We start from the raw sequence: 23,877 nt of genomic DNA, 5'->3' as shown, positions 1-23,877 counted from the left end.
ATCAGACCGGAGGTACGCGCCCCACGTGTTCCCGGCGGTCACGGTGCCGGTCCCGTTTCAGGTGGTTCCACGGTACGGCAGGGTGGCCGCCTGGCGGCGTCACTCGGCGAGTTCGTCGGCGCGGTCGGCCTCCTGGTCGCGCCACTCGCGGGATCGGCGGTCGATGGATGCGATGCGCTGCGCGCGGGTGGGCCGGCCGGTGCCCGGCTGGGGCACCGGTGGCCACTCTTCGACGTCGGCGGCCTCCGCGCGGGCGTGGTCGCCGCGGGCGGCGGCGCGGGCGGTGGCCAGGGCGGCGTTACGGCCGGCGCCGGGTCCGGCCCGTTCGGCCTGGCGGGCCTGCTCGCGCCGGGTCCATTCGGCGCGGGTCTGCGCGCGGGCGTCGGCCGCCGCGGCGGCCTGGTCGGCGACGTCGCGCCGGCGCGCGGCCGCCACCTCCTGGACGTGCTGGTCGTAGCGGCGGGCCGGGTGCGGCGGCTCGTGCTCGCCGGTCAGCGCCTCGTCGAGCAGCGAGCGCAGGTAGCCCAGCGGCCGATCCGGCGCGGTGAGCAGCTCCCGGCCATCGCGGGACCGGTCGATCGTGGCGAGGATGGCCTGCATGGTCCAGTCCGGACCGAGCCGCGCGCCGATGGTGGCCGCCACCCTCGGCAGCGGTACGCCCTGCAGCCATTCCAGGGCCTGTTGGGTGGCCTGGGCCAGGGGATATGCCCACTCGTGCCACTCTGGACGGGCCTGCGGCCGCCGTGGGCTCACGCACTGGCCCTGGCGCGTCCTAGGACGCGCTACCCGATGTGCGCCCCGACCCTGCTCGGTTGGTGAGCGCGAAGCGCCGTTGTTCCCCCGACTCGGGACCCCCGACGTCGGGTGGGCGATTTTCGGAGGTGGATCTAAACCCCGTAGCAAGCCGGAGTAAACGCTCATACCTTGAGGCGCTACGCGGGGGGGGAAGAAATTCCCGGGCTCAAGTTGGGCGCTGGCGAGCAGCTCGGCGCCGGTCAGGGCGGTGTCGCGGGCGGTGGCCACGGCGGCGCGCAGTTGTGCCCGGCGGGCCAGGGCGGCGTGGTCGGTCAGCTCGCCGGCGCGGGCGGCCTGGGCGTCGACGACGTCGTGCGCGGCCTCCAGGAGCTGCAGGGCGCGGGCCAGGAGGTCATGGAGCACCAGCAGCGCCACCGGCAGGTAGGGGGCTCGGGCCGCGGCGCGCTCCGGGCCGCCGAGGTGGGCCAGGTCGAACTCGGCCCGGTCGTAGGTGCGGCCGGTGGCGCAGCGCTGCTCGAAGGACAACCGGCCACCCTGCACGGTGCGGTCCATCCACTCCAGAGCCTTCGCCGTGGCCCAGCATGCGGTGACGGTGCGCTCGGTGACCCCGGCCAGCTCGGCGGTGCGCGCCCGACCGGGCCGGGTGATCCGCGCGACCTGGTCAACGGCCAGGACCCCACACACCAGGCCCAGTTTCGAGCGGCGTCCCCGGCTCGACACCCGGGCCGCGTCCTCCCGGACCAGGAGATCAGCCAGGAGATGCGCGGCGCGTTCGCGGCGGCCGCCGGTGGCGCAGTCCTCGATCGTGCTCCGCAGCCGATCCACCCAGGCGGTCAGCTCCGCCACCGTCTGCTCGGCCCGGGTCCGCTCGACCAGCGCCGTGAACCGGGCCTCGACGTCGGCCGCGGCGGCGGCCTGGTCGGCGGCGAACCTCGCCCGCTGCTCGGCCAGCCACGTATACCCGCACAGCCAGCACGCCGGCGACGGATCCGGCTGCCCGCACGCCTGGCACGCCGGCGCGACGTCGACCAGCTCGTCGGGCAGCTCGTCGAGGGCGGCGGCGCGCAGCGCGGCGGCGTGGCGCCGGCGCGCGGCATCGGTGCGGGTGCGCCAGCACGGGATGCACAGCGGATCCGAGCCCGCCCCGTCACGCGGCAACCCCTGGGTGTCGCGGCCCGCGCCGGCGCATGACATGCACGGCGTCTGCAGGCCGGCAGGGTGCACGATCCGCCGGCGCGCGCCGGCCGGGGCGACCAGGCGGGACTGCCCGGTCCGCGTCGTCTCCACCAGCAACGCCGGCCGGACGACGTGCACCGAGCAGCGCGTACGGCCCTCAGCCGCCAACACCATGCGGCCCGACGCCGCGCACGCCGGGCAGTGACCCGACGCGACCACCCGCTCCGCCGACATCGACGCAGCGTGAGCAATACGTGAGCTACCGGTCATCGCCCACCGCCGGTGGTGATGACTGTGGATGCAGGCTGGGCGCTCCGTGCCGGTGCGGCGACACGCGGTGAGCAATTTTTGGGACAGAGATGCACCCAGCCCGAAGGTTGGGTGCTATGTTGTCCTCCGAGCTTGTTGGAGCCTCGAACCCTGGTATCAGCCGCCAAGCAAACACAGGGGTCGGGGCTCTCTTGCTGTCTGCAGTTAGGGGTTGAGCGCTGGCGCTCCCTCAGGATCGAATTCGGCGCAATGGTGTGCGCGTGACCCGTGGATCTTACGGCGACTCTCACGCCCGACGAAGCCCCCACGCGCGCCACGCCGCTACGACCCTGTCCATCCAGGGTGGATCCACACCGAAAATCGGAACATAACAGGACAAGACAGTCACGAAAATTGATCCAATAAATGTGGCTACACGCAGTCGAATAAGCGGTCCCGGTAAAAGACCGCTTATTCGACGTCGAAACAATGGTCATGCGGGCGGGTGGATAAGGGCGTCGGGGCGGTCGATAAGACGCTTGGTGACCTTGGCGACGCAGTCGTCGAGGACCCGGCCGGGGTCCAGGCCGATGCCGGCGATCGCGACCAGCGCGGCGAGGGCCACGTCGGCCAGCTCGCCGGCGACGTCGTCGTGGGTGTGGGTAACGCCCTTGCGGGGGTTCTGGCCGCGCACGCCGATCCAGGCGGCCGCGGCTTCCCCTGCCTCCTCGCACACCTTCAGCACCAGCATGCTCTGCTGGTCGAGTCCGGCCCCGTTGGCTTGGGCGAGGGAGGCGGCGACGCGGGCGGCGACAACGGTGGCGTCGTGGGCGGGCTCGGCGCCCTGGTGCGGGCTGCTCATCATCGGACCCAGATCGCGAGGGCCACGGTGACGGCCGCGCCGGCGTAGCCGAGCAGCAGCAGCGGCGCCGCCCGGCTGATGGACCGGTACTTGGCGGCCACGGTGCGGGAGAGCCACAGCAGCTCCCGAGCCCGCGCCAGCGGCGTCATCGGGGCGACGCGGTCGGCGTCGCCGCCGGTGACCCGGGTCAGGACGTCCTGGGCGGTGTCGGCGTCGGCGTAGGAGACGAACCCGAAGTCCCCGCCCAGGTGGGGGCGGGAGGCGAGCAGGAGCAGGAGCACGGCGGCGAGGACCACCACGGCGGTCACCGCGCCGGCGGCCAGCGCGGCGGGGGAGAGGTGACCGCCGGCGCCGGCGCCGCCGAGCACGGCCAGGCCGGCGCCGAGCAGCACCCCGGCCATCTGCAGGTAGCCGGCCGCCTTGGGGTCGATGCGGGAAAGCTCGGCGCGGACGGTGGCGATCTCGGCGTCCAGGGCGGTGGTGACGGTGTCGCGTCCGCACGCGGCGGCGTGCCCGCCGGCGCGGGCGAGCATCAGCAGCTCGTCGTCCTGGTCCTCGGCGACGTCGCGGTAGGTGGTGCCGCAGCGGGTGCAGCAGGTGCTGCTGGCGGCCGGCGCGGGCGCGAGGTCGACCTGCACGGTGTGTCCGTCGCCGGCGGCGATGCCGAAGCGGCGCAAGTCGTCGTGGTATCGGGCGACGTAGGTCGCGGTGGAGGCGGACTCGTCGGGCATCATGAGGGTGCTCCTTCTATTTACTGCGTGGATGGGGGAGTGGCGGGCGGCCCCGAGCTGTAGGAGGCGTGGGGGCCGCCCGCGCGGCGTTATCGGCTGCTCGGGTAGGTGGGGGAGTCCGGGCGCGGGTACGCCTCGGCCCGGCAGAACTCGTCGTAGCCGCACCAGTCCCAGTCGGCCCGGCCCGGGTGTAGCGGCCGGGTCCGCTCGTCGGCGATGACCTGCTCGACGTCGGCGCTCCAGTCGACGCCGGTGGCGATCGCGGCGACGGCGGCCTGGTCGACGTGGCGGGCGCACAGCCGGCGGGCGAGGGCCTGGCCGCTGGGCAGGTGGGTCAGGGAGTAGCGGCCGTCGAGGCGCTGCCCGTACTCGTGGGTGACGTTGATGGCCAGCCCCGGCGCGACGGGCCAGCCGGTGACGATCCGCTGCTCGACGCGCGGGTCCTCGGGGTCGGTGTCGCTCAGGTACAGCCGCACCGGGATCGTCGCGGCGATGGCCGTGGTCGGCGGGGTGCTCGTGGTGGTCATGGCTTTCCTCCTCGGTGGGTGTTTGCGGTCAGTAGGTGGTGTCGGTGGCCGTGCGGCGGGCACGGCGGTCGGTGAGGTGCTCCAGGACGTCGCCGAGGGAGACTCGGCTGGTGGCGGTGTAGGCGAGCAGCGAGAGGGTCAGCCACACCAGGGCGGTCAGCCCGGCGGCGGCAGGGCCGGCGCCGGCGGGTGCGCCGAGGTAGGCGGCGGTGCCGGTGAGGGCGCCGATCGCGGCCCAGCCGATGCGCCCGTAGGTGGAGCCGGTCACCGCGGCGGCGTAGAGCACGCACACGGCGACCAGCCAGGCGATCCAGGCGTCGCGGCCACCGGCGGGCAGGCCGGTGGTGTGCGCGTCGAGGTAGGCACGCACCGGGTCGGAGATCGAGCGGGTGATCGGCCCGTCGGTGATCCAGCCGCCGAGGGCGGGCCCGGCGTCGCCGACGGCGGTGGCAGCCGCGCCGGCTCCGGCCAGCAGGCCGGCGACGGCGATCCAGAGCAGCCACAGCAGCCCGCCGATGACGGCCAGGGCGATCAGGGCGGCCACGCCCAGCGGCCAGGTGTCGCGCAGGAACCGGGCGGTCCGGTTGTCGCGCCACCAGTCGGCCACGGCCCGCCAGCGGCCGGTGCCGGCCTCGGTGGCGCGGATGTGGTCGATCGGGGCGAAGTCGAGGTCACGCTCGTCGGGGGTGTGCACTGGGGTTTCTCCTTCGTCGTGGTGGAGCCGGTCAGCGGCGGGTGCCGCTGCGGGGGAACGCCAGCACGGTCGCGCCGGCGTCGTCGTCGGTGGTGGTGGATTGGCCGCCGAGGGCGGCGAGCAGGTCGGGCAGCTCGTCGACGGCGATGAGGACGTCGCGGGCTTTCGAGCCCTCGGAGGGACCGACCACGCGCAGCTCGGTGAGGGTGTCCATGAGCCGGCCGGCTTTCGCGAAGCCGATGCGCAGCTTGCGTTGCAGCATCGAGGTGGACCCGAACTGGCTGGTGACGATCAGGTCGGCGGCCTCGCGCAGCAGGGCCCGCTCGTCGTCGTCGAGCCCGTCGACCACCGCGGTGTCCACAGTCGGGGTGCCGGCGGACGCCGGCAGGGCGGCGGCCGGCGCGGCGGGCTGTGCGCCGGCGGTGGCCTGGGTGCGCCAGTGCTCGACGACGGCGGTGACCTCGGCTTCGGACACCCACGCGCCCTGGATGCGGGTGGGTCGGGCGGCGCCCATGGGCAGGAACAGGCCGTCGCCCTGGCCGAGGAGCTTCTCCGCGCCGGGCTGGTCGAGGATGACCTTGGAGTCGACCAGAGAGCTGGTGGCGAAGGCCAAGCGGGACGGCACGTTGGCCTTGATCAGCCCGGTGACGACGTCCACGGAGGGGCGTTGGGTGGCCAGGACGAGGTGGATGCCGGCGGCGCGGGCGAGCTGGGTGATCCGCACGATCGACTCTTCGACGTCGCGGGGGGCGACCATCATCAGGTCGGCCAGCTCGTCGACGACGACCACCAGGTACGGGTACGGCTCCAGGGTCCGCTGGCTGCCGGCCGGGGCGGTGATCTGACCGGCGCGGATCTTGCGGTTGTACTCGTCGACGTGGCGCACACCGTGCGCGGCCATGTCGTCGTAGCGCAGGTCCATCTCCCGCACCACCCACTCCATGGAGTCGGCGGCCTTGCGGGCGTTGGTGACGACGGGGGTGACCAGGTGGGGGATGCCCTCGTAGGTGGTCAACTCGACGCGCTTGGGGTCGATGAGCAGCAGCCGCACCTCGGCCGGCGTGGCCCTGGTGAGCAGGGACACCAGCAGGGTGTTCAGGCAGCCGGACTTGCCGGATCCGGTGGCACCGCCGATGAGCACGTGGGGCATGGTGGCGAGGTTCGCCGTGACGGCCTTGCCGTCGATGTCCTTGCCCAGGGCCACGAGCAGGCGGTGCTGGTCGCGGGCGGCGCGGGAGCGGATGACGTCGCCGAGGGTCACCGTCTCGCGGTGGGCGTTGGGCACCTCCACGCCGATGGCGCTCTTGCCGGGCACGGTGGCGACGATCGGCACGGCCTGCGTGCCCAGGGCGTAGCCGAAGGTCTTGGCCAGGCCGGTGATCCGCTCGACCTTCACGCCGGGGCCGATGCTGATCTCGTGGCGGGTCACGGCCGGCCCACGCTGGTGGCCGCTGACGCGGGCGTCGAGCTTGAAGTCGGCCAGGACGCCCTGTAGGGCCTTGGCGGCGGTGGCCGTGGCCGCGGCGGCGTCGGCGGGCCGCGCGCCGGCGGCGAGCAGCTCCAGCGGCGGCAGCCGGTAGCCGCCCACCACCACCGCCGGCGTCGCGGCGGGCACCGGCGCGGGGACGGGGGCGGAGGTCGCGGCGGGCGGGCGGGGCGCGGATTCCGTGGAATCGACCACCGGCGCCGGGCGGACGGCCGCCGCGGTGGCGCTCGGGGTGGCCACCTCGTCGAGCACGTCGTCGTCCTGGTCGACGTCGTCGGGCCCGTCGAGGTCGGCGTCGGCGGGCAGGGCCGGGCGGCGGCGGGCGGCGGCGATGGTGCTCACCACGGCGACCGGGGTGACGCCGGTGGCGGCGGTGAGCCCGGCGGCGACCAGACCGACCAGGACCGGCACCGCGCCCCACACGCTGAACACCGCGTCGAGGCCGCCGCCGGCGGCCCGGCCGAGCAGGCCGCCCGCGCCGTCGGCAGCCAGCTCCAGCAGCCCGGTCAGCCCGGCGGCGATCAGGACGGTGCCGGCGGCCTGGGCGAGGATCCGCACGGTGTGGGTGCCGGCGGGGTGGCGCATCGCCTGCACGGCGAGCCAGCACAGGGGCACCGGCGCGGCGACGGCCAGGTGCCCGAGCAGTCCTTCGGCGACGCCGGCGGGAACGTCGAGGAGCTGACCGGGCCAGCCGGCGGGGTGGGTCCACACGGCGGCCGCGGTGACCAGGCCGGTGATCAGCAGGGCCAGGCCGGCGGTGTCGTGCCCGGGCAGGTCGACGTCGGTGCGGTGCGGGCTGGGCAGCGTGCGGGCGGCCCGGCCGGCCGCCGCGGCGGTGCCGTGCCAGGCGGCCCGGGCGGCCTCACCGGCGCGGCGGGCCAGCTCGGCACCGCGGTCGACCTCGGGCTGCTTCTTGCTGGTGCGGCGGGCGGCCATCGTCGGTCTCCTTCGGAATCGGGGGCGGCAGGGATGGGGGTCAGCCGGCGATGGTGAAAGGGCCGCCGCGCTGCGCGGGCGGGGTGATCCGGCCGCTGTCCTTGAGCCGGCCCAGCAGGGCGTAGAGCTGCGACTGCTCGACGGGGCAGTCCGGGCGGTCCAGCAGCGCCTGCGCGGAGGCCGGACCGCGGCGCAGGCACGCCAGGACCCACTCGGCGGGAGTGGCCGGGGCGACCTGCTCCACCACCGTGGTGCTGGCCTTGCGGCCGGCGCCGAACGCGGCGCGCAGCTTGTCCACCGCGCTGCCCACACCGGACGCGGCGGTCGCCTTCGTGTCGGGGGAGCGCTGCCCGAGCAGCACGATCTTGCTGGTCGGATCGATCTCGGGGACGCTCCAGCGCACGGGGATACGGGGGGCGGCCGCGGCGGCGGCGGCCTCGTCGAGGTGCGGGACACGGGCGAGCATGCCGACGCGGACGCCGGTGCGCAGGTAGCCCATGCCGGCGGTGGTCTTCCCGTCGATCTCCGGCTGCAGCGCGAACGGGTCGCCGACGAAGTCGTCGGGCAGGATCGTCGAGCCCGACCCCCGGTTGGACAGGCGCAGCACCAGGGCGTTACCCGAGACCAGGGCGTCACGCAGGCGGATCGACCCGCCGAGGGAGCGCATCTGCGGAAGCTGGGTGGCCAGGATGAGGAAGACGCCGGTCTTGCGCATCGTCTCGGCGGCCTGCTCGGCCAGGGCCACGATCGGGGTGTTCGGGATCAGCACGAGCTGGCACTCGTCGACGATGACCCCGAAGATGCGCAGGCCCAGGGCCTTCACGCGGGGGTCGTTCTCGTCGAAGTTGTCGACGCCGGCGTCGGCGAGGAGCTTCGAGCGGCGCATGGTCTCGGCGTGCACCCGCCGGACCAGCAGCGCGGTCTTCTCCGCGCCGGAGTGGTATTCGACGGCGTCTTTCCACGCCGGCAGGGACTGGCCGTTCTGCGGGTCGCCCACGGCGATCTGGATGCCGGCGTCGAGCAGGTTCGCGATCAGCGCCCCCAACGCGCGGGACTTGCCGGTGCCGATGGAGCCGACGACGAGGCCGCCGACCACCCCGGCTCCGGGCCGCGACACCACCCAGTGGCCGGGAGAGCCGTCGGTGAACCGGGCGAGCTCCAGCCGGCCACCCGCGTAGGTGGGGCCGGTCCAGGGCACGCCGTCGGCGATGTAGGACCGCTCGACCATGATCACCCGCACCCACGCCCGCTTGCCGGTGGAGCGCCAGCCGACCGCGCCCTCGTTGAGGTCCAGCGCGACCTCGACGTCCGGGCCGGACTTGAACAGCGGGCCAGGCTTCGTGCCCGGCGTGAGGCGCACCAGGGCCTCGGTGACGAACGGGCGCGGCTCGACCGCCTGGACCAGGTTGGTGCCCTCGCACACCTTCGCCGCGATCACCTCGTGCTCCCAGCGGCGCTGCCAGTGCGCGGTCAGCGGGTCGAGCACGTCGGCCGGTGCGGGAACCAGCACCGGCGCCGGGGCCTGCTCGGGAGCGCGGTGGCGCAGGTGGTGCCACCACGGCCAGCCCAGCACCGCGCCCAGCAGCGCCGGCACGGCGATCGTGAGGGCGGGGTGCGCGGCCATCGCGTCGGCGCCGCCGGCGGCGACGGTCACCACCGCGTACCCGCCGAGGACCACGGCGATCGCGGCCCGCCACAGGCGCACGGTGCGGGAGCGGGCCCGCCAGCCGGCGGCGGTGGCGGCGATGGCCAGGGCGACGATCCCCACGCTCTGCCAGGACAGGCCGAGGGGGCCGGCCACCCACGCGAGGGCCAGCTCGGCGGCGACCCAGTACACCGGCAGCAGCCGCCGCCAGGAGCGCTTGACGATCCACGCCAGGGCGTAGGCGGTGACGGCGAGCAGGGCGGTCAGGGCACGACCGAGCGCGGCCGTGCGGTCCGCGCGGATCTCGTCAGCGGTCCGGGTCGACATCGGGGGCTCCTCGTGGCAGGGCTGGCAGGGGGTTGGTTTCCGGGGTGGGGGTGGGCCCCGGGGCGGTGCGCGTCCCGGGGCCCGGGGGTCCTGGTCAGCCGACCAGGACCTCCTTCGAGGCGACGTTGCCGCCGGCGTCGGCGACGGCCTCGGCGACCTGGCCGTCCTTGGCGTTGAAGTCGCTCAGGGCGGCCTGCAGCTCCTCCTGGGCGCTGTTGAGCGCCCCGTGCGCGGAGGCGAACTGCTCGGCGGCGTCGCGCAGGTGCCCGACGGTCGACGCCGCCATGTCCAGGCCCTCGTAGCGGTCGGCGGCCTCGGTCAGCACGCCGGCGATCCCGCCGAGCTGCTCGGCCTGCTCCCCGGCGGCCTCCGCCGCCGTGGTGAACGCCGCGCGGATCTCCTCCGGACCAGTGGCTTCGAGATTCACGGTCAACTCCCTCAATTCCTCGGTGGTGCGGGACGTGGCGCCGGTCGCCGGGGCGGCGGCCGGGTGGTGCTGCTCATCCCCGGCGTCGACGCCGGAGGTCTTGTCCCCGGCGTCGCCGCCGGTGCTCTTGTCGTTGCGGATCCGCTCCACGTCGCCCTGGGTCGGCGGCCCGACCGGATCCGGACCGGCGGCGGCCGAGAGCGGCGACGCCGGCTTCGGGCAGGTGTGCTGCGCGCCCGCGTCCTCGGCGGCCTGCCGCGAGGTGAAGGACTCGTCGTGCTGCCCGCAGCCCCGGCACCGCCACCCGAACCGGGGCTGCGGGCGCGGCGCCGTGCAGGTCGGGCCGCACGGCGTCAGGCAGTAGGGGTGCTGGTCGGTGTGGACCACCCCCGGCCCCGACGTCTGCCCACCGGCCGGCCCGCCGGCGGCAGGCGCACCGGCGGCCGGGGCGGTGGGGTCCTGGGCGCCGCCGGGAATGACCCGCAGCGCTGGCCGGCGCGGCTGCTGCTCGCCGCCGTCGGCGGTGGAGGCGGCGGAGGCTGATTCGGTGGAATCGCTGTCGGCGGCCGCGTTCGGCTCGGCACCGGTGTACTGCTCCGGGTGGGCGGTGCGGGTGTGGTCCCGGCCGGCGCCCTGGGCGTTGCCCTCGATCCGGTACGGCCGGCTCGCCCACCCGCACAGGTCGCAGTCGGCGTACCAGCGGCCATTGTCGTCGGCGTCGACCACCACCCCGTCGACGGCCTTCGCGCCGCTCTTGCGGGCCACGGCCCGACGACGGCGGGCGCGGGCCCGTTCGGTGGCGTCCTCGATCAGCCCGGCGAGGTAGCCGTCCGCGGCGGCCACCGCACCGGCGGAGCCCGGGCCGGCCGGGGCGCTCGCCCCGCCCGACCCGTCGGCGCCGGCCTTCTGGGCGGCGGCCTGCTGGCGGGCGCGGGCCTGCCGGCGCGGCGACTGCTTGCCCCGCACCGCGTAGGCGGCGTCCTCCAGCAACAGCACGGCGATCTTCGCCACCGCCAGATACACCAGGACGTCGAAGATGATCACTGGATCACGTCCCGGATCGTCGCGCCGAGACCGCCGATGACGATCGGGAGCAGCAGGGCGCAGGTCAGCGCGGCGTGGGCCAGCTTCGCCTTACCGCCGCCACCGCCCTTGCCGGTGGCGCCCTTGCCGGCGCCGGCGGACTTGCCGCCGCCCTTGCCGCGCAGGAACACCACCACGACGATCCCGAGCGCGAGCCCGAGCGCGGTGGGGATGGCGAGGGCGACGTCCTTGGTGCTCTGGCCGATTCCGTCGCCGATCGGCTCGGCGATGGTGGTGATGCCCTTGGCGAGCCACTTGTTGATCTGGGTGACCACGACGCCGGCGAGCAGCGCGCCGACCGCCAGGCCGAGCATGACCCGCAGGCGGGGGGTGAAGTGGAAGACGATCGACAGGGCGATGTAGACGAGTCCGCCGATCACGATCAGAGCGCCGGTCATGACGGGTGTCTCCTCTCAGAGGGTTGCGATGAAGACCGCGGCCACCGCGGCGACGGCCAGGGTGCGCAGGGGATGGGCCAGGACCCACGAGGCCAGGTGCAGCAGCCCACGGGGGATGAGGACCAGGACGGCCCAGCAGGCCATCGCGATCGCGTGCGCGTCGGAGCCGTCACGGGCCCGCCCGGCCTGCCCGACGAGGTCCGACAGCGGCTCCGGGGAGCCCGTCCAGACGGCGGTGACGCTGTCCCAGTCCCCCGGAACATCACGCAGAGTTACTCCGGTGCCGGAGTTGGGGCCGGAAGTGGGGGGCGCGAACTGTGCGGGTTCGTCCCGATCGGGTTCCGGTAGGGGAGGGGCCGGCAACGGCTCCTGCCTCGGCGGAACGAGGGAAATCACCTCCGCCTCGCCCCGGAATGGAACTCGCGGCATCGGTGACGGTCGGTAGTTGTCCTCGGCGGGTTGGGCGTTCATCAGGTCACCTCCATCGGTGCGGCTGGTGCAGGTCGATCGGGCGGGTCAACGGGTTGTTTCCGTTCTGCCGAGGGGTGGGGCCACGGCACCCGACCCGACGTCGTCGGCGGATCGAGCACCGAGGGCTCATCTCCCGGAGCCGGCGCGCGTCAGGCGACGCGGTTGCCGGCGGTCAGCTCCAGGACCTGGCCGGCGATTTCCGCCGGCACGGCGTTGAGGACCTTGCGGATGGTGCGGTCGGAAATTCCGGTGATCTCCGCCAGCTCGGCCTGTCGGGCGTCCGGGTTTTCCGCTCGGGCCAGCAGGATCGCCGCGACCTTTTCCGGCTTGACGGTTTCCACCTCGGGCAGGTCGGCCGGCAAGGTGGCCGGCACAGCGGCCAGAGATTTCCGGGCGGCGGGCCGCACGATTTCCGGTTGCCGACCCGACACGGTTTCCGCTTTCTCCTGCGCGCGGGCCAGAGCGCGGCGGGTGCGCTCCAACTCGTTCACGAGGCCGTCGCGGGCGCCGATGACCGCCTGCGCCTCCTGCTCCGCGCGGGCCCGCTCGGTGACCTGACGCTCGGCGAAACGCTGCGACTCGTCGAGCTGCGCGCGCAGCGCCCGCGCCGTCTCGTCCAGCTCGGCAGCCCGGTCGTGGGCGGCGCGGGCGTCGAGGCGGGCCTCGGCCAGGGCCTCCTGGTAGTCACGTTCGGCCTGCTCAGCGGCGTTGGTGAGGATCCGCACCCGATCGGCGGCGCTCTGCTCCGCCAGGACCCGGGCGGCGCCGGCGCGGTCCGCGCCGTCGCGGGCCTCGGCGAGACGCCCCTCGGCCAGGCGGGCCGCCTCGACCGCAGCGGCGGCCCGCTGCTCGGCGGCCTCGACCGCCGTGCGGGCCTCGGTGACGGCGTGGGCGTGGGCGGCGATTTCCGCCTCGGTGGCGGCCTCGATTTCCGCCTGCTTTTCCGCCTGCGCCTGCGCAGCCGTTTCCGCCTCGACCGCGCGGGTTTCCGCCGCGACCCGGGCGGCGGTTTCCGCCTCGGCCCGCGCCGTTTCCACCCGCGCCGTCTCCTCGGCGGCGGCCTGCCCCGCCTTCGCGGCGGCCGTTTCCGCCCGCGCCGCCCGCACCTCTGCCGCCCGGCGGGCGGCCTCGGCGGTCGCCTGGCGCTGCCGCTCGGCCTCGACGTCGGCGTGCTTACGACCGCCGTCGAGGTCCCCGAGCACCAACTTGGACAGGAACAAAAACGCCAGCGACGGCAGGCACGCCAAGAACATCGCCGACCGGGAGGCGTTCGCGCCGACCGCCGACAGTTGCGCCGCGAGGGACAGCAGCGCCCCGCCCAGCAGAACGAACAGGGCGTAGGAGACCAGCTTCTTGCCTTGGCGCAGCCGCTTGCGCAGCGACAGCGTCGCCACCAGCGGCAGCAGCTCGGAGATCACCGCGTTGGCCCACCCGAACCACTCCGGCGTGTGCTCGGGCATCCAGTGCAGCGTCCAGTCCCGCATGTGGGTGAACGACGCGGCCAGCGCGGCACCCATGATCGCCACCAGGACGACCAGCTTGACGGTGTCCTCGACCTTGTCGAGCCCGCTCTCGGCCGCCACCGGCGCCTCGACCGGGTCGCCGGCGGCCGGCGTCGGCGTGGACGTCGTCACCGCGGACCTCCCGCCGTGGCCAGCACGCCGCGCGCCATCCGCGCCGGCGTCGGGACCCGCTCGTCGGCGATCAGCGCCTGCCCGGCGCCGAGCAGCTCCCGGGCGATCTCGTCCTCCGCGCAGGTCTTCTCACACGCCCGGCCCTGCCCGTCGCGCTGGCACGTCGCCGTGCCGCACACCCGACACGGCAGCGACACCCCGGCCTCGTAGTGCCGCGGCCCGGTCCAGTCCAGGTGCACGCGCACCATCAGCAGCCCGGCCATGTCAGACCACCTCCCCGCGCGCCTGGCGGGCCGCCCGCACCCGGGCCAGCAGCTCCACACCGAGGGGGTTGAGGTCGGCCTCGCCGACGTCCACCGCGAGGGGGTGCCGGCGCTCGTCGACCCACCGCGCGACCCGCCGACCGGCGAGGAACAGCCCGACCAGACCCACCGCGACGGCGGGGGAGTAAAGCAGCTCCTGCGGCACCTGATCGGCGTGCTCGGCGTAGCGGTGTGCGAAGCCCGCGGTGACGGCGGCCGCACCAGCCGCGGCCGCGCCGACGACCGCGACCCGGGTCAGCCGACCGGCGGACCGGCCGCCGTCGTCGCCCTGGTCGGCCCAACGCTCGATCTGCATGGCGGTCGTCCAGCGGCCGTCACGGCCCTCGCGGTCCCACCCGGCGCCGCAGGACGGGCACGCCCACCCCTCGGGCGCCTGGATCAGCACCACGTCATCCAGCGGGCACAGCGCGCCCACGTCGTCCAGGCGCAACGGCGGCGGCACCCGGAACAGCTCCCGCAGCCACGGGCCGGGCTGCGGCGGACGCAGCGCCGTCGCCTGCCGCTGCTCGTTGGTGGTGGTCATGCCGTCACCCCCAGCGCGGTCGTCAGCGCGGCCAGCTCCCGCAGCCGCAGCAGCGGACGCTGCTCCACATCGGGCAGCCCGGACAGGGGGTTGTGCTCCACCAGGCCGTCACCACCACGCAGCTTCGCCTCGTAGACGGCGGCGTCCGCGGCGGCCATCACCCGGTCCCGGTCCTCGCCGGCGGTCGCGTGGATCGCCCCGACGCTGGCCGTCACCGACACCCAGACGCCGGCGGCGACCTCGATCGGCGCGGCCAGCACGGAGATAACCTCCGCGCCCAGGTAATGCGCCAGCGGCACCGACGACGGCGCGGCGAGCACGAACTCGTCACCACCGATGCGGGCCACCACCGCGTCCTCGACGTCGTCCAGGCACTCCCGCAACCGGCGGGCGATCTCCACCAGCAGCCGGTCCCCGGCCGGGTGACCCCACATGTCGTTGACCGGCTTGAACCGGTCCAGGTCCACCAGCACCAGGTCGACCGGCTCGCCGTCCATCACGTCCAGGGCCCGGTCCAGACCCGCGCGGTTCGCGCACCCGGTCAACGGATCCGTCGTCGCCCGCCGGCGGGCCTCGACCAGGCGGCACCGCTGCGAGCGCGCCACCTGCGCGGCCCACACGTGCCCCGCCAGCGACACCGCCGCCACGGCCGGGAGCAGCATTCGCAGCCCCTTCGAGCCCTGGTAAAACTGCTCCAGCGCGTCGGCCAGGTTCAGGTGCATCTTCGTCGGGGCCGTCATGCCGCGTCCCCCATCGTGTGGGCCGACTCGGTCTTCGTGCGGCCACTGGCGAGCATCTGGGAGATGCGACCGCCCGTGACGCCAATGAACCGGCCGACGACGGTGGCGGGGATGTGGCGGCCCTCAACCAGCTCGCGGACCGCGGCGAGTCGGATGGTGAGGGCAGCACGGCGAGCCTCGTGCAGTTGGTCCGCCACCCGCGAGGCGGCGCGTGCCCGCTCCCACGGGTCGCCGATGTTCAGGAGATCAGTGGGGGGCGTCGCGGTCGGTGGTGCGCTACCAGCGCCCGGTCGGTCGTGGAGAATGCTCATGGGTCGTGCTCCTTCCCAAGGTCAGCGACCCGCCTGTGGCGAAGCCCGGTGTTCGTAGCGCCGGGCTTTGTCCCGTTTCCGAACGAACCCTGATGGGGGATTGTCCCAGGGACACTGCTAGTGTCACCCTGTATGCCGGGGGAGTCAACAACTCTCCCAGGGACACTTTGGGGAGCTGGCGTGAGAGCTGTAAGCAGAGGCGCCGAGATCGCCGTTGATCTGCGCCATCAGATTCAGTCCGGCAAGTACCTGCCCGGCGATCGCCTGCCACGGCTGGCCGACCTCATGGCCATGTACGAGACGCGATCGCGCTCCGCGCTCGACCGGGCCTTGAAAGAGCTGGTCGCCGAAGGGCTGCTGACCGTGGTGCACGGCTCTGGCATCTACGTCCGCCGCCGCCAGGTGGTGCAACGCGACCTGCTCGCGGGCCTGCGCATGGAGTACGCGGCCGCACGTCGGGGGGCCGACGTTCAGGCGGGCCTGTTCGAGGCGATGACCGGCATGGACGCCAAGGTCGACATCACCTACAACTACGCGAGGGCCTCGGAACAAGTCGCACGGCTGCTGGACGTCGACGCGGAGCACAGGATCCTGGTGCGGACGTTCCGCTACGTGGTTGAGGGAGCCCCGCACCAGGTGGCGCGGTCCTACCTGCCGGCAGAGACGGCGCAGCGCATCGGCCTCAACAGTCCCGACGACGAGCGTCCGGGCGTGGGTACGATCGCTCACCTGATGGCGGGTGGGATCGCTGTCGACAGCGCGGAGCTCGCATTCGAGAGTCGTGTGCCGTCGGCCGCCGAGGTAGCCGAGCTGGCCATCCCCGGCGGGACGTCGGTGTTCGAGCACTGGCGGACGCTGTACCGCGGCTGCGAGCCGGTTGAAGTGTCCACGTCGATCGTGCCGGGAGATCGCGTCGCGTACAAAATTGCCGTGAACCTCACCGAAGGTGATCAGTGAGCCCGGCGACCTGGTCGTGGATCGCCGCCGCGGCGTCGATCGCCGGACTGTGGATTGGCGGCCTCAACCCCCGGGTCGGATGGATTTACGGCATCGCCAGTCAGGCTGTGTGGATCGCCTACGGCCTGGCCACCGCACAACCCGGGATGATCGCCCTATCCATCGCATTCGTCGTTATCTACACCCGGAACATCTACCGCTGGCGCGGCACCCGCTTTCAGCGCGCCGCCGCGGCGCAGCCGCTTCCCACCAGCACGGACGGTCAACCATGACGATCGACAGCACCCAGGGAGATCCGGCGATCCTGTCGGCCCTTGAGCACCTCAGCAGCACGTGGAACTGGGGCCGGCCGCCGCGTCTCCTGACGCTCACCCATCGACCGCCGCAGCCCGCCGTCGTCACCACGCTGGCCGGCGGCGTCGGTACTCAAACAGCCTCCGAACTGCTCGACCAGTGGCTCGATCAGTGCCGCCGCCACCGTGGGCTCGTCGACGTGCAGCGGGACTTGGGCGTCGACGCCGTGGGCTTGGGCTTCGAGACCGGCGGCCAACACGTCCTCTACGTCATGGACCGCTCCGGCACGGAATACCTGGTGGAGGGCCAGCAGTTCTCCACTTCACGATCCGCCGCGGGCGCGAACCTGGGCGGCCAGGCCCTCGACTCACTCGCCGAGCAGGTCGCGGAGCTGACATGGCGTCTTGCTGGGTGGCCGGCTCCGGTCGCCGGCGCCCGCATCCGCGACATGTGGCCGAAGCCTGGGCTGATCGACCTCGATGACGACGAGCTGCACGACCGCCTCGCCACCGACGCCGGGCACGTGCGGCTGCTGGCCGTCACCAGCATCGACGGACTGGGGGCGGTGAACGGGACCAGCGCCGCGCTGTCCAGCCCGGGCGACCAGCGCGTCTACCAGGCGGTCAAGCGAGACGCCGACGTGCTGCTCGTGGGGGCAGGTACCGTCCGCGCGGAGCAGTACGGCCCTACGCCGCTCTCCGCTCTCCAGATCGCCCGCCGCCGCGCGATGGGCCTGGCGCCGTACCCGACCGTTGCCGTAGTCAGCCGATCTCTCGACCTGGACCCCACCGGACCGCTGTTCCAGCAGCACACCGGCCGCCACGTCCCACCCCGCCCGATCGTCATTGCTCCCGCAGCATCGGCGGCCAGCATCGACCCCGCCCTCGCCGAGCGCGTCGACCTGCTGGTCGCTGGCGAGACCGACGTCGACCTGGGGGTAGCCGTACAGCAGCTCCGCAGCGAAGGCCACCAACGGATCGTCTGCGAGGGCGGCCCCTCGCTCGCCGGCGCGATGACGCGAGCCGGGCTGCTCGACCAGATCTGCATGACGATCACGCCGCAGCTCCTGGCCATGCCCGGACCACGGATCACAGACTCATCAGGTGCTGGGCAAGATGCCGACGACTGGCAGCTCCACCGATCCCTGATCGACGAGCAAGGCAACCTGTTCCTGCGGTACGACCGCCTGCCCAGATAGCCCTCGGTACGGGGGACATGGCCCTGCGGATGGGTAGACCTCCCAGGACCACACGGCGCTAGGAAAGGTGGGGCCTCCCGGCCAGCTTCAGCGGCTGGCCGGGAGGTCCGGTTCAGGCGGCCCGGTGGTGGCGGTAGAGGAACGCGAGGCTGGCGGCCTCGGACTCCAACCAGCTGGCGAAGCCGCGAGCGGGTTGCACCTTGGTGTGCTGACGGCGCCGCCGGACGTCCAGCACCATCGGCCGGGCTTCCGGGTGAGTCTGGTCGAGGGTCTGCTGCATCAGCCACAGCGTGACCTCGGCGGCCTGCGCCGGGATCGGGTCGTTGTAGAAGTACAGCTTCACGGCGTCGATGGTCCCGTCTGGATGAGCGAGGACGAGATCAGGCGTGACGCGCACGGTCAGGTCGGTGGTGTGCCACCTCGCGGTGCCCGGTGAGACGAGCGTGGCGTCCGCGCGGGGCGTGATGAACGACAGCCACCCGCGGGCGATGTCGATGTAGTGCCCGCGCAGTTGCTGGCGGCAGTTCTGCACGGCGCCGTCCATCGCCGCCTCGTCCCTGCCCGTGCGCCGTCCGGCCTGGATGGCCAGTCGGATCCGGCGGTAGGGATCCTTGGCCGGCGAGTAGTCGTCGTCGAAGCTGCGGACCAGCGTGAACCGCTGCGCCCCTGGGCTCAGGACGTACTTGACGAACCGAGCCATCGCGATGTCGAAACTCGACGTCGGGTTGGTCAATCTGGCGATCTCCTCTGGCCCCGATCGCGAAGCAGCCCGACGTCTTATGTCACCACTGACGTGAACTTCACAACCTGAAGTTGTCGCCAAGTCCACTACTAGCGGTTAGGGTCGATAACTGCGACGTAGTCGAGCCCCAACGTCTGGTCTGCCTCCCGCGCGGTACCTCCACGTTGGGGCCGACAACCTAGACTATGGAGCGAGCCGCTCGTATTCCCGAGCCTGGCAGCGACAGTCGATCATCCACACAGTTTAACGGCAGCTCAGAGGCTCGTAGCCGCCCCATTCAGGCGTCACCGCCGGGGTCACTCGAGCGACGCGGCCGCACTTTCAGCGGGTTCGGCAGGCGGGAGCGCCACGCCCGGGTGCGGCACCGGGTCGAGCAGTATTCCTTCTCCGGCCGGTGCTCATCGAAGTCCCAGCTCGTCCCGCACACCACACACTTGGGGTGCCACGGCTCGCGTTGCCGCACCTCCGGTCGCAGGGCGGTACGGGCCGCCGCGCTTCGACATGCCCGCGAGCAGAACACCGCGTCGCTGCGCTTGAACAGCGGCATCCGACCCGAACAGTGCTTGCATTCCGGAGTCGGCACATCGCTTAAAGTAGTGGCACATGATGGGCGCGCGCGACCCCCGTCGAGGGGTCTTGCGAAAAGCATCCCACCCTAGGTGACCCACCCCCAGACGTAAGCCAACCTGGCCACATCAAGATCGAATACTTGTGGTCCTGGGACAGCTACCCAAGCGCGGCGCCAACACGCGCAGCGGCTCCCGGTATCTCGCCGGGAGCCGCTGGTGTCTGGTCAACCTGGGTCAGGCGGACACGTCGCCGAGCGCGGTGAGCATCTCGGCACGAGGTTGCTGAGGCAGGAGCTGGCCGAGGTAGCTCGTTAGGCAGCCGCTACGTCTGACTGAGGTCGAGCACGCTCCAGCCGGTCGGCAGGACTACGGCGGCTCCGGCGGGGTCGGTGGTGGCGAGGTGGGCCTGGTGGGCGAGAGCGGTTCGGGCGGCGTGGCCGAGGGCGATGTCGCCGGCGGCGGCGCGGGCGAGGACGCCGGCCTGGCGGGCGTCGTCGACGCCGGGGTCGGCGCCCAGGGGGACCACGGCCACGGCGGGGGTGGTGGCCAGGAGGGTGAGCAGGGCCGCGCCGACGTCGTCTTTGGTGGCGGCGTACGCGGCGGCGAGGCACGAGGCGGGCACGGCGACCTGGCGGCCCTCGTCGGCGACCTCGGCGATCAGCTCGCCGACGGCGACCTGCCCCTCGACGTAGGCGGTCAGGGCGGCGGCGTCGAGGACCACGGCGACGTCGGTGGTGCTCACGCGGCCTCGTCGAGCATCCGCTGTCCCTCGGCGAGGGCCTCCGGCGGGATGGGGGCGGCCAGGCGTTCGCGCCAGCGGGCCTTGCCCTCTTCGGTGACCTGGATTCCCGCGCGGCGCAGCGCCTCGTCGAGGTGCGTGCCGGCCATCTGCGCCCGAACCGCGGAGGTGATCGCGGCGCTGACGTTGGGCTGGTCGTCGAGCCACTGCGCGACGTCGTCGGGGAGGCTGATCGATCGTTTCGCGGTCATGACCAGAGCCTACCCGGCCGGTGGCACCGCTGGTGCTACCGGCGGTAGCTCGGCGCGTTGAGCCGCGGCCACCAACGACTGCGGAAGTAGCGGCGAACGGCGATGCTGTTCGTTGAGCAGGGCATGTCGCTTCGCGTCCGCTGGCTGCCCCGGGAACGTCAAAACCCCGGCTGCGTGCCCTTGCGGGGCAGAGGCGGGCCGGGGTCTTCGTGTCTAAGCATAGCGCGTTTCGGCAGCGTGGTGGGCTGATGGCGACACCGGGCGCGGCGGAGTTGCTGATGTTGGAGCGGCGGTGGTCGCCGGAGCGGCTCGGGCCGTACCGGTCGGCGTGCGGCGGGGACCTGGCGGCCGCCGTCGCGCTCTACCGGTGGAACGCGGAGATCTCCGCCGCGCTGGGCACCACGCTCGGGCACGTGGAGGTGCTGCTGCGCAACGCGCTGCACGAGGAACTGACCGCCTGGTCGCTGCACCGCTACGGGGATCAGCGCTGGTACCTCGACCCGGGCGGCGTTCTAACCGATGAGGGCCGCCGCGACGTCACCAAGGCCCGCGCCCGGGCGACCCGGGACGGCCGCCTGGAGACCCCCGGGCGGGTGGTGGCGGAGCTCAACCTGGGGTTCTGGCGGTTCCTGCTCGCGACCCGCTACGACGGGACGCTGTGGCGGAGCTGCCTGCACCGGGCGGTGCCGGGGCGGCGGCGCCGCGAGGTGCACGCGGCGGTCAGCCGGCTGCACGAGGCCCGCAACCGGATGGCCCATCACGAGCCGATGTTCAACCGGCCGCTCGCCGACCTGCGCGCGACGGCGGTGGAGGTCGCCGGCTGGGTGTGCCCGGTCACGCGGGACTGGATCGACGCCGGCTGTCGGGTGCTGCCGCTGCTGGCCGGCCGGCCTCTCGTGGTGCTGCCTCAGCCGCGCCGATGACCGTCGCCGAGGTGGAGCTGGAAGCGGGCGTGTGCGATGAGCGCGTCGACGTCGTCGACGGGCTCGCCGTGGCGGTGCAGCACGATCAGGCGCGCGGTGCTCAGGTCGCGCAGGGCGGCACGGAGCACGGCCTCGGTGCGCCCGGTGAGCGCCTGCAAGCGGGTCAGGGTGGTGTCGATACCGTCCGGGCCGGCGCAGCCGAGGACGGCGGCCTGCGCGTCGCTCCGGTGCTCGTCGGCCGTCGTCAGTACGGTCGTTGGCGGTTGTGGCGGCCCCGCCGGCGGCGGGAGGGCAGGGCCGGCGGACGGGTCGCCGCCGTTGATGACCCAGGCGTCGGGCAGGCGGTGGCCGAGAGCGCCGAGCACCTGGTTGAGGGCGGCGCGGATGCGGTGCCGCTCCCACGCATGGCGGCCGGCGTGGAGCTGCTCAGCGAGTTCGCCGAGGACGGTCTCCCACTGCGCGACGGTGGTCGGCCGGCGTGGCTGGATGGTCCGCTCGATGACTCGTTGGGCCGGCACGCTCCGGATCCGGCCGGCGTCGACGTCGCTTTGGTGGCGACGCTGCGCGGTGCGCAGCTCGTACGCGCGCTGCCGGCAGGACCGGTCGCAGTAGCGCCTCTTACGGCCCGTGGGCGGCTGCACAATGGCGTTACCGCACCACCCGCACGGCGTCTCGATCTCGTGTTCGGTGACCCCCGTCATCGCACCAACGGTAGGCCGACGTTTCGTTCACTGACCTTTGCGGCGCACTGGAAGTGCAGAGGGTGTGTCCCAGTCGGGTCGCCCCGGTTTTGGCGGTCGCGCGGGCGGCTGTCCGCAGGGCAGGCGTGCCCACGACAGCGCGGTGGCCCGTCCCGTAGGGCGGGGCGAGTGACGCCGAACGCTCGACGGCGGGGCTGGCAACGGGGGCGTTGCGGCAGGTCGACATCTTCGCCGCACCTCACCCCCTGGCCGTGTTGGTGGTGGGTGGACTCGCGCGCCGTCTTGGTGACGGGTGGGTGGCCAGTGCGGTCCGGTCACGAACGGTGGGCGCTGGCGGTGATGAAGCGACGTCTGTGAGCCGGCTGACGCGCCGTCGCTGTGCTCGGGCACGCCTCGCGGCGCCGCCGTGGGCGGCGGCAGGGTTGCGTCACTGACGTTGCGGCGAGTCGAGAATGCAAGGGGGTGTGTCCCTTGTAAGGGCACATAACTGGTCTAGCCTGCCGAAACGCCGGTTGCATGATGACCATCGGCGGCGAGGCGAGCGTGCGGTGATTCCGCGGAATGGCCTGCCCGTAGTTTCCAGCCCAAGAACAACGCCAACGGGATCGTCGTCACGCCCGGCCGTCGGCGAGAAAGTGGGCGATGGCAAGCAGTAGGGCTACGGTGCCGCCGAAGGCACCGCCGCCGGCGATGACCGCCAAGGGGATGGGGACGCCGCCAGCGATCGACAGCATCGCCGCCGCAGCGCCGACGAGCACAGCGGTCAGCACGATCAGGGCGGCCCACAAGGGGCGGGTGCTGCCCGTGGGGGTGGTGGCGGGCGAGGTCATCGGCGGCTCCTTCAACAGCTCGTGGAACGCCCCGAGCGGACGTCGCGGTTGAGAGTTCCGTCGCGCTCCGACAGCGGGTGATAATCACCGTTATCAGTGGTGCGCCGGCCGTACCCTGGCCGATGTGCGCAGACCCGCCGCCGCCGACGGTCATTCCCGTGCCCGCCCACCCTCGGCGGGCCTCGGCCGCGGCGTCGGCGCCCTGATCCCCACCGGGAGGGCCCCGCAGCCAGCACCCCCGCCTTCGTCGGCACCCGCCGCGCCGGCTGCGCTGCCCGACCGGCCCGTCTGGGTGGCGCCGGTAGCCGGCTGGACGGAGCACGACCTCATCGAGGACTCCGTCGCGGATCTGCCGCTGCCCGCCAGCGAACTCGAGGACCGGTGGCAACCCGTCACGGTGGCCTGGCTGCTTTCGCGCCGCTCCCCGCACACCCGCCGTGCGTACTTCGCTGACCTGGCCCACTTCCTGGCCTGGCTGGCCGAGACCGGCCTGGAGCCGTTGCGGGTGCGGCGCCCGGACCTGGACCGCTATCTCGCCGTACTGCGTGCCAGCAGCCCTCGGCCGAGCCCAGCAACGATCAACCGGCGGCTGGCCAGCCTGTCCTCCTGGTACGGCTACCTGCTCGACGCCGACGTGGCCATCCGCAACCCGGTCGTCGCTGTTGACCGCGAGCCCGTTGACCGGGACTTCTCCCCCACCGTCGGGCTCACCGTGGCCGAGGTGCGTGCGTTGCTGCGCGCCGCCGACGACGTGGTGAGCATCCGCCGCCGACGCCGGATGACCGCCTTCAACGCCTGGCTGGTCACCGCCGCCGAGCGGGACCGGCTGCTGGTCGGGCTGCTTGCCCACCTCGGGCTGCGTGTCGGGGAGGCCCTGGCGCTGCGCTGCGAGGATCTACGCCACGACGCCGGGCACCGCACCGTCCTCATCCGCGGCAAGGGCGGACGGCGCCGCCAACTGCCCGTGCCCGCGCCGCTGCTGCGCCTGCTCGACCCGTTCGTGACCGAACGCCGCCGTGCCGCCGACCGCGCTGAAAGTGAGCGGCACTTCGACGCCAAGCACCACGAGCTGACGCTGGCGCTGCAGCAGCGCGGCTACCGCGCGGACGAAGCCCGCAACAGGTCCCAGCACGAGATCGACGCCGCGCGGCGCAAAGACCTCGCCCTCATCGCCGCCGCCTCACCGGAGGACCTCGCCAAGGTCCCGGTGCCCGGGCCGCTGCTGTGCACCGGAGGCGGGAACCCGCTGACCCAGGCCGCGGTGTTCGCCACCGTACGCCGCCTAGGGCCTGTCCTGTCGATCATGGAAGCCAGATGACAGCGGCGACGAGGACCAGGCTGGCTCGGTAGAGGGATGCCCGTTTGGCGTAGCGG

At 73.3% G+C, this 23,877-nt stretch carries 25 protein-coding genes; 5 read left to right on the top strand and 20 right to left on the bottom strand.

Features of this window, described 5'->3' with window-relative positions:
* Positions 1-99 precede the first annotated feature (99 nt).
* From ACIA5A_RS29060 to ACIA5A_RS28990, 15 genes are all read right to left on the bottom strand, one after another.
* Entirely contained in the window at positions 100-2,070 is a 1,971-nt protein-coding gene (locus tag ACIA5A_RS29060) for a hypothetical protein (RefSeq protein WP_396767652.1), read from the bottom strand.
* A gap of 604 nt (positions 2,071-2,674) precedes the next feature.
* Positions 2,675-3,043: a hypothetical protein gene (locus tag ACIA5A_RS29055; protein WP_396767650.1), complete on the bottom strand. Its 369-nt coding sequence runs from the start codon at positions 3,041-3,043 to the stop codon at positions 2,675-2,677.
* Positions 3,043-3,777: a Pycsar system effector family protein gene (locus ACIA5A_RS29050; RefSeq protein ID WP_396767648.1), complete on the bottom strand. Its 735-nt coding sequence runs from the start codon at positions 3,775-3,777 to the stop codon at positions 3,043-3,045. The genes ACIA5A_RS29055 and ACIA5A_RS29050 overlap by 1 nt, the downstream gene beginning before the upstream one ends.
* 86 nt (positions 3,778-3,863) lie before the next feature.
* Positions 3,864-4,301 (bottom strand): hypothetical protein, encoded by a 438-nt coding sequence (locus ACIA5A_RS29045; protein ID WP_396767646.1) that lies wholly within the window; start codon positions 4,299-4,301, stop codon positions 3,864-3,866.
* A 28-nt stretch (positions 4,302-4,329) separates the two neighbouring features.
* The gene (locus tag ACIA5A_RS29040) at positions 4,330-4,995 is read right to left on the bottom strand and encodes a hypothetical protein (protein ID WP_396767644.1); all 666 of its coding nucleotides are present in this window, start codon (positions 4,993-4,995) and stop codon (positions 4,330-4,332) included.
* Between the two features lie 31 nt (positions 4,996-5,026).
* On the bottom strand, positions 5,027-7,417 hold the full coding sequence (locus ACIA5A_RS29035; RefSeq protein WP_396767642.1) for a DNA translocase FtsK: 2,391 nt from the start codon (positions 7,415-7,417) through the stop codon (positions 5,027-5,029).
* Between the two features lie 40 nt (positions 7,418-7,457).
* Positions 7,458-9,389 carry an ATP-binding protein gene (locus ACIA5A_RS29030; RefSeq protein ID WP_396767640.1) on the bottom strand — a complete coding sequence of 644 codons (1,932 nt, stop codon included), beginning with the start codon at positions 9,387-9,389 and terminating at the stop codon, positions 7,458-7,460.
* 94 nt (positions 9,390-9,483) lie between these two features.
* The gene (locus ACIA5A_RS29025) at positions 9,484-10,860 is read right to left on the bottom strand and encodes a hypothetical protein (protein ID WP_396767638.1); all 1,377 of its coding nucleotides are present in this window, start codon (positions 10,858-10,860) and stop codon (positions 9,484-9,486) included.
* Positions 10,857-11,297 carry a hypothetical protein gene (locus ACIA5A_RS29020; RefSeq protein ID WP_396767636.1) on the bottom strand — a complete coding sequence of 147 codons (441 nt, stop codon included), beginning with the start codon at positions 11,295-11,297 and terminating at the stop codon, positions 10,857-10,859. Before ACIA5A_RS29020 ends, ACIA5A_RS29025 begins: the two co-directional genes overlap by 4 nt.
* Before the next feature lie 15 nt (positions 11,298-11,312).
* Entirely contained in the window at positions 11,313-11,768 is a 456-nt protein-coding gene (locus tag ACIA5A_RS29015) for a hypothetical protein (RefSeq protein ID WP_396767634.1), read from the bottom strand.
* Between the two features lie 149 nt (positions 11,769-11,917).
* The gene (locus tag ACIA5A_RS29010; protein ID WP_396767632.1) at positions 11,918-13,351 is read right to left on the bottom strand and encodes a hypothetical protein; all 1,434 of its coding nucleotides are present in this window, start codon (positions 13,349-13,351) and stop codon (positions 11,918-11,920) included.
* A gap of 47 nt (positions 13,352-13,398) precedes the next feature.
* Positions 13,399-13,665 (bottom strand): hypothetical protein, encoded by a 267-nt coding sequence (locus ACIA5A_RS29005; RefSeq protein ID WP_396767630.1) that lies wholly within the window; start codon positions 13,663-13,665, stop codon positions 13,399-13,401.
* A gap of 1 nt (position 13,666) precedes the next feature.
* Positions 13,667-14,248 carry a hypothetical protein gene (locus tag ACIA5A_RS29000; RefSeq protein ID WP_396767628.1) on the bottom strand — a complete coding sequence of 194 codons (582 nt, stop codon included), beginning with the start codon at positions 14,246-14,248 and terminating at the stop codon, positions 13,667-13,669.
* Complete coding sequence (locus ACIA5A_RS28995) at positions 14,245-14,910, bottom strand: GGDEF domain-containing protein (protein ID WP_396767678.1); 666 nt, start codon at positions 14,908-14,910, stop codon at positions 14,245-14,247. The genes ACIA5A_RS29000 and ACIA5A_RS28995 overlap by 4 nt, the downstream gene beginning before the upstream one ends.
* Before the next feature lie 74 nt (positions 14,911-14,984).
* Positions 14,985-15,299 carry a hypothetical protein gene (locus ACIA5A_RS28990; RefSeq protein ID WP_396767626.1) on the bottom strand — a complete coding sequence of 105 codons (315 nt, stop codon included), beginning with the start codon at positions 15,297-15,299 and terminating at the stop codon, positions 14,985-14,987.
* 180 nt (positions 15,300-15,479) lie between these two features.
* Between ACIA5A_RS28990 and ACIA5A_RS28985 the strand changes: the two genes are divergently transcribed.
* Genes ACIA5A_RS28985 through ACIA5A_RS28975 form a run of 3 tightly spaced genes read left to right on the top strand, consistent with a single transcriptional unit; the run spans position 15,480 to position 17,748 of the window.
* Positions 15,480-16,256: a GntR family transcriptional regulator gene (locus tag ACIA5A_RS28985; RefSeq protein ID WP_396767624.1), complete on the top strand. Its 777-nt coding sequence runs from the start codon at positions 15,480-15,482 to the stop codon at positions 16,254-16,256.
* Positions 16,253-16,528 (top strand): hypothetical protein, encoded by a 276-nt coding sequence (locus tag ACIA5A_RS28980; RefSeq protein WP_396767622.1) that lies wholly within the window; start codon positions 16,253-16,255, stop codon positions 16,526-16,528. Before ACIA5A_RS28985 ends, ACIA5A_RS28980 begins: the two co-directional genes overlap by 4 nt.
* Positions 16,525-17,748: a dihydrofolate reductase family protein gene (locus ACIA5A_RS28975; RefSeq protein WP_396767620.1), complete on the top strand. Its 1,224-nt coding sequence runs from the start codon at positions 16,525-16,527 to the stop codon at positions 17,746-17,748. Before ACIA5A_RS28980 ends, ACIA5A_RS28975 begins: the two co-directional genes overlap by 4 nt.
* A 112-nt stretch (positions 17,749-17,860) precedes the next feature.
* On the opposite strand, the gene ACIA5A_RS28970 is transcribed toward ACIA5A_RS28975, so the two are convergent.
* The 3 genes from ACIA5A_RS28970 to ACIA5A_RS28960 all read right to left on the bottom strand — a co-directional run bounded on the left by ACIA5A_RS28970 (position 17,861) and on the right by ACIA5A_RS28960 (position 20,049).
* Positions 17,861-18,481, bottom strand: coding sequence for a hypothetical protein (locus tag ACIA5A_RS28970; RefSeq protein ID WP_396767618.1), 621 nt, complete (start codon positions 18,479-18,481; stop codon positions 17,861-17,863).
* A gap of 900 nt (positions 18,482-19,381) precedes the next feature.
* Positions 19,382-19,801, bottom strand: coding sequence for a hypothetical protein (locus tag ACIA5A_RS28965; RefSeq protein WP_396767616.1), 420 nt, complete (start codon positions 19,799-19,801; stop codon positions 19,382-19,384).
* Positions 19,798-20,049: a hypothetical protein gene (locus ACIA5A_RS28960; RefSeq protein ID WP_396767614.1), complete on the bottom strand. Its 252-nt coding sequence runs from the start codon at positions 20,047-20,049 to the stop codon at positions 19,798-19,800. The genes ACIA5A_RS28965 and ACIA5A_RS28960 overlap by 4 nt, the downstream gene beginning before the upstream one ends.
* A 248-nt stretch (positions 20,050-20,297) precedes the next feature.
* Between ACIA5A_RS28960 and ACIA5A_RS28955 the strand changes: the two genes are divergently transcribed.
* Positions 20,298-20,972, top strand: a complete 675-nt coding sequence (locus ACIA5A_RS28955; RefSeq protein ID WP_396767612.1) for a hypothetical protein — start codon at positions 20,298-20,300, stop codon at positions 20,970-20,972.
* On the opposite strand, the gene ACIA5A_RS28950 is transcribed toward ACIA5A_RS28955, so the two are convergent.
* Together ACIA5A_RS28950 and ACIA5A_RS28945 are read right to left on the bottom strand one after the other, a co-directional pair.
* Positions 20,957-21,673 carry a hypothetical protein gene (locus ACIA5A_RS28950; protein ID WP_396767610.1) on the bottom strand — a complete coding sequence of 239 codons (717 nt, stop codon included), beginning with the start codon at positions 21,671-21,673 and terminating at the stop codon, positions 20,957-20,959. The two genes, ACIA5A_RS28955 and ACIA5A_RS28950, sit on opposite strands and share 16 nt — an antisense overlap.
* Before the next feature lie 611 nt (positions 21,674-22,284).
* Positions 22,285-22,503 carry a hypothetical protein gene (locus ACIA5A_RS28945; RefSeq protein ID WP_396767608.1) on the bottom strand — a complete coding sequence of 73 codons (219 nt, stop codon included), beginning with the start codon at positions 22,501-22,503 and terminating at the stop codon, positions 22,285-22,287.
* 292 nt (positions 22,504-22,795) lie between these two features.
* Between ACIA5A_RS28945 and ACIA5A_RS28940 the strand changes: the two genes are divergently transcribed.
* Positions 22,796-23,821, top strand: a complete 1,026-nt coding sequence (locus tag ACIA5A_RS28940; RefSeq protein ID WP_396767606.1) for a tyrosine-type recombinase/integrase — start codon at positions 22,796-22,798, stop codon at positions 23,819-23,821.
* Positions 23,822-23,877: the final 56 nt, after the last annotated feature.

Origin of the sequence: Micromonospora sp. NPDC051300, assembly GCF_044455315.1 — a bacterium.
GTDB classification, from domain to species: Bacteria; Actinomycetota; Actinomycetes; order Mycobacteriales; family Micromonosporaceae; genus Micromonospora; species Micromonospora robiginosa.
Note: the sequence above shows the minus strand (reverse complement) of the source record. Positions and strands in the feature narration are given on the sequence as shown.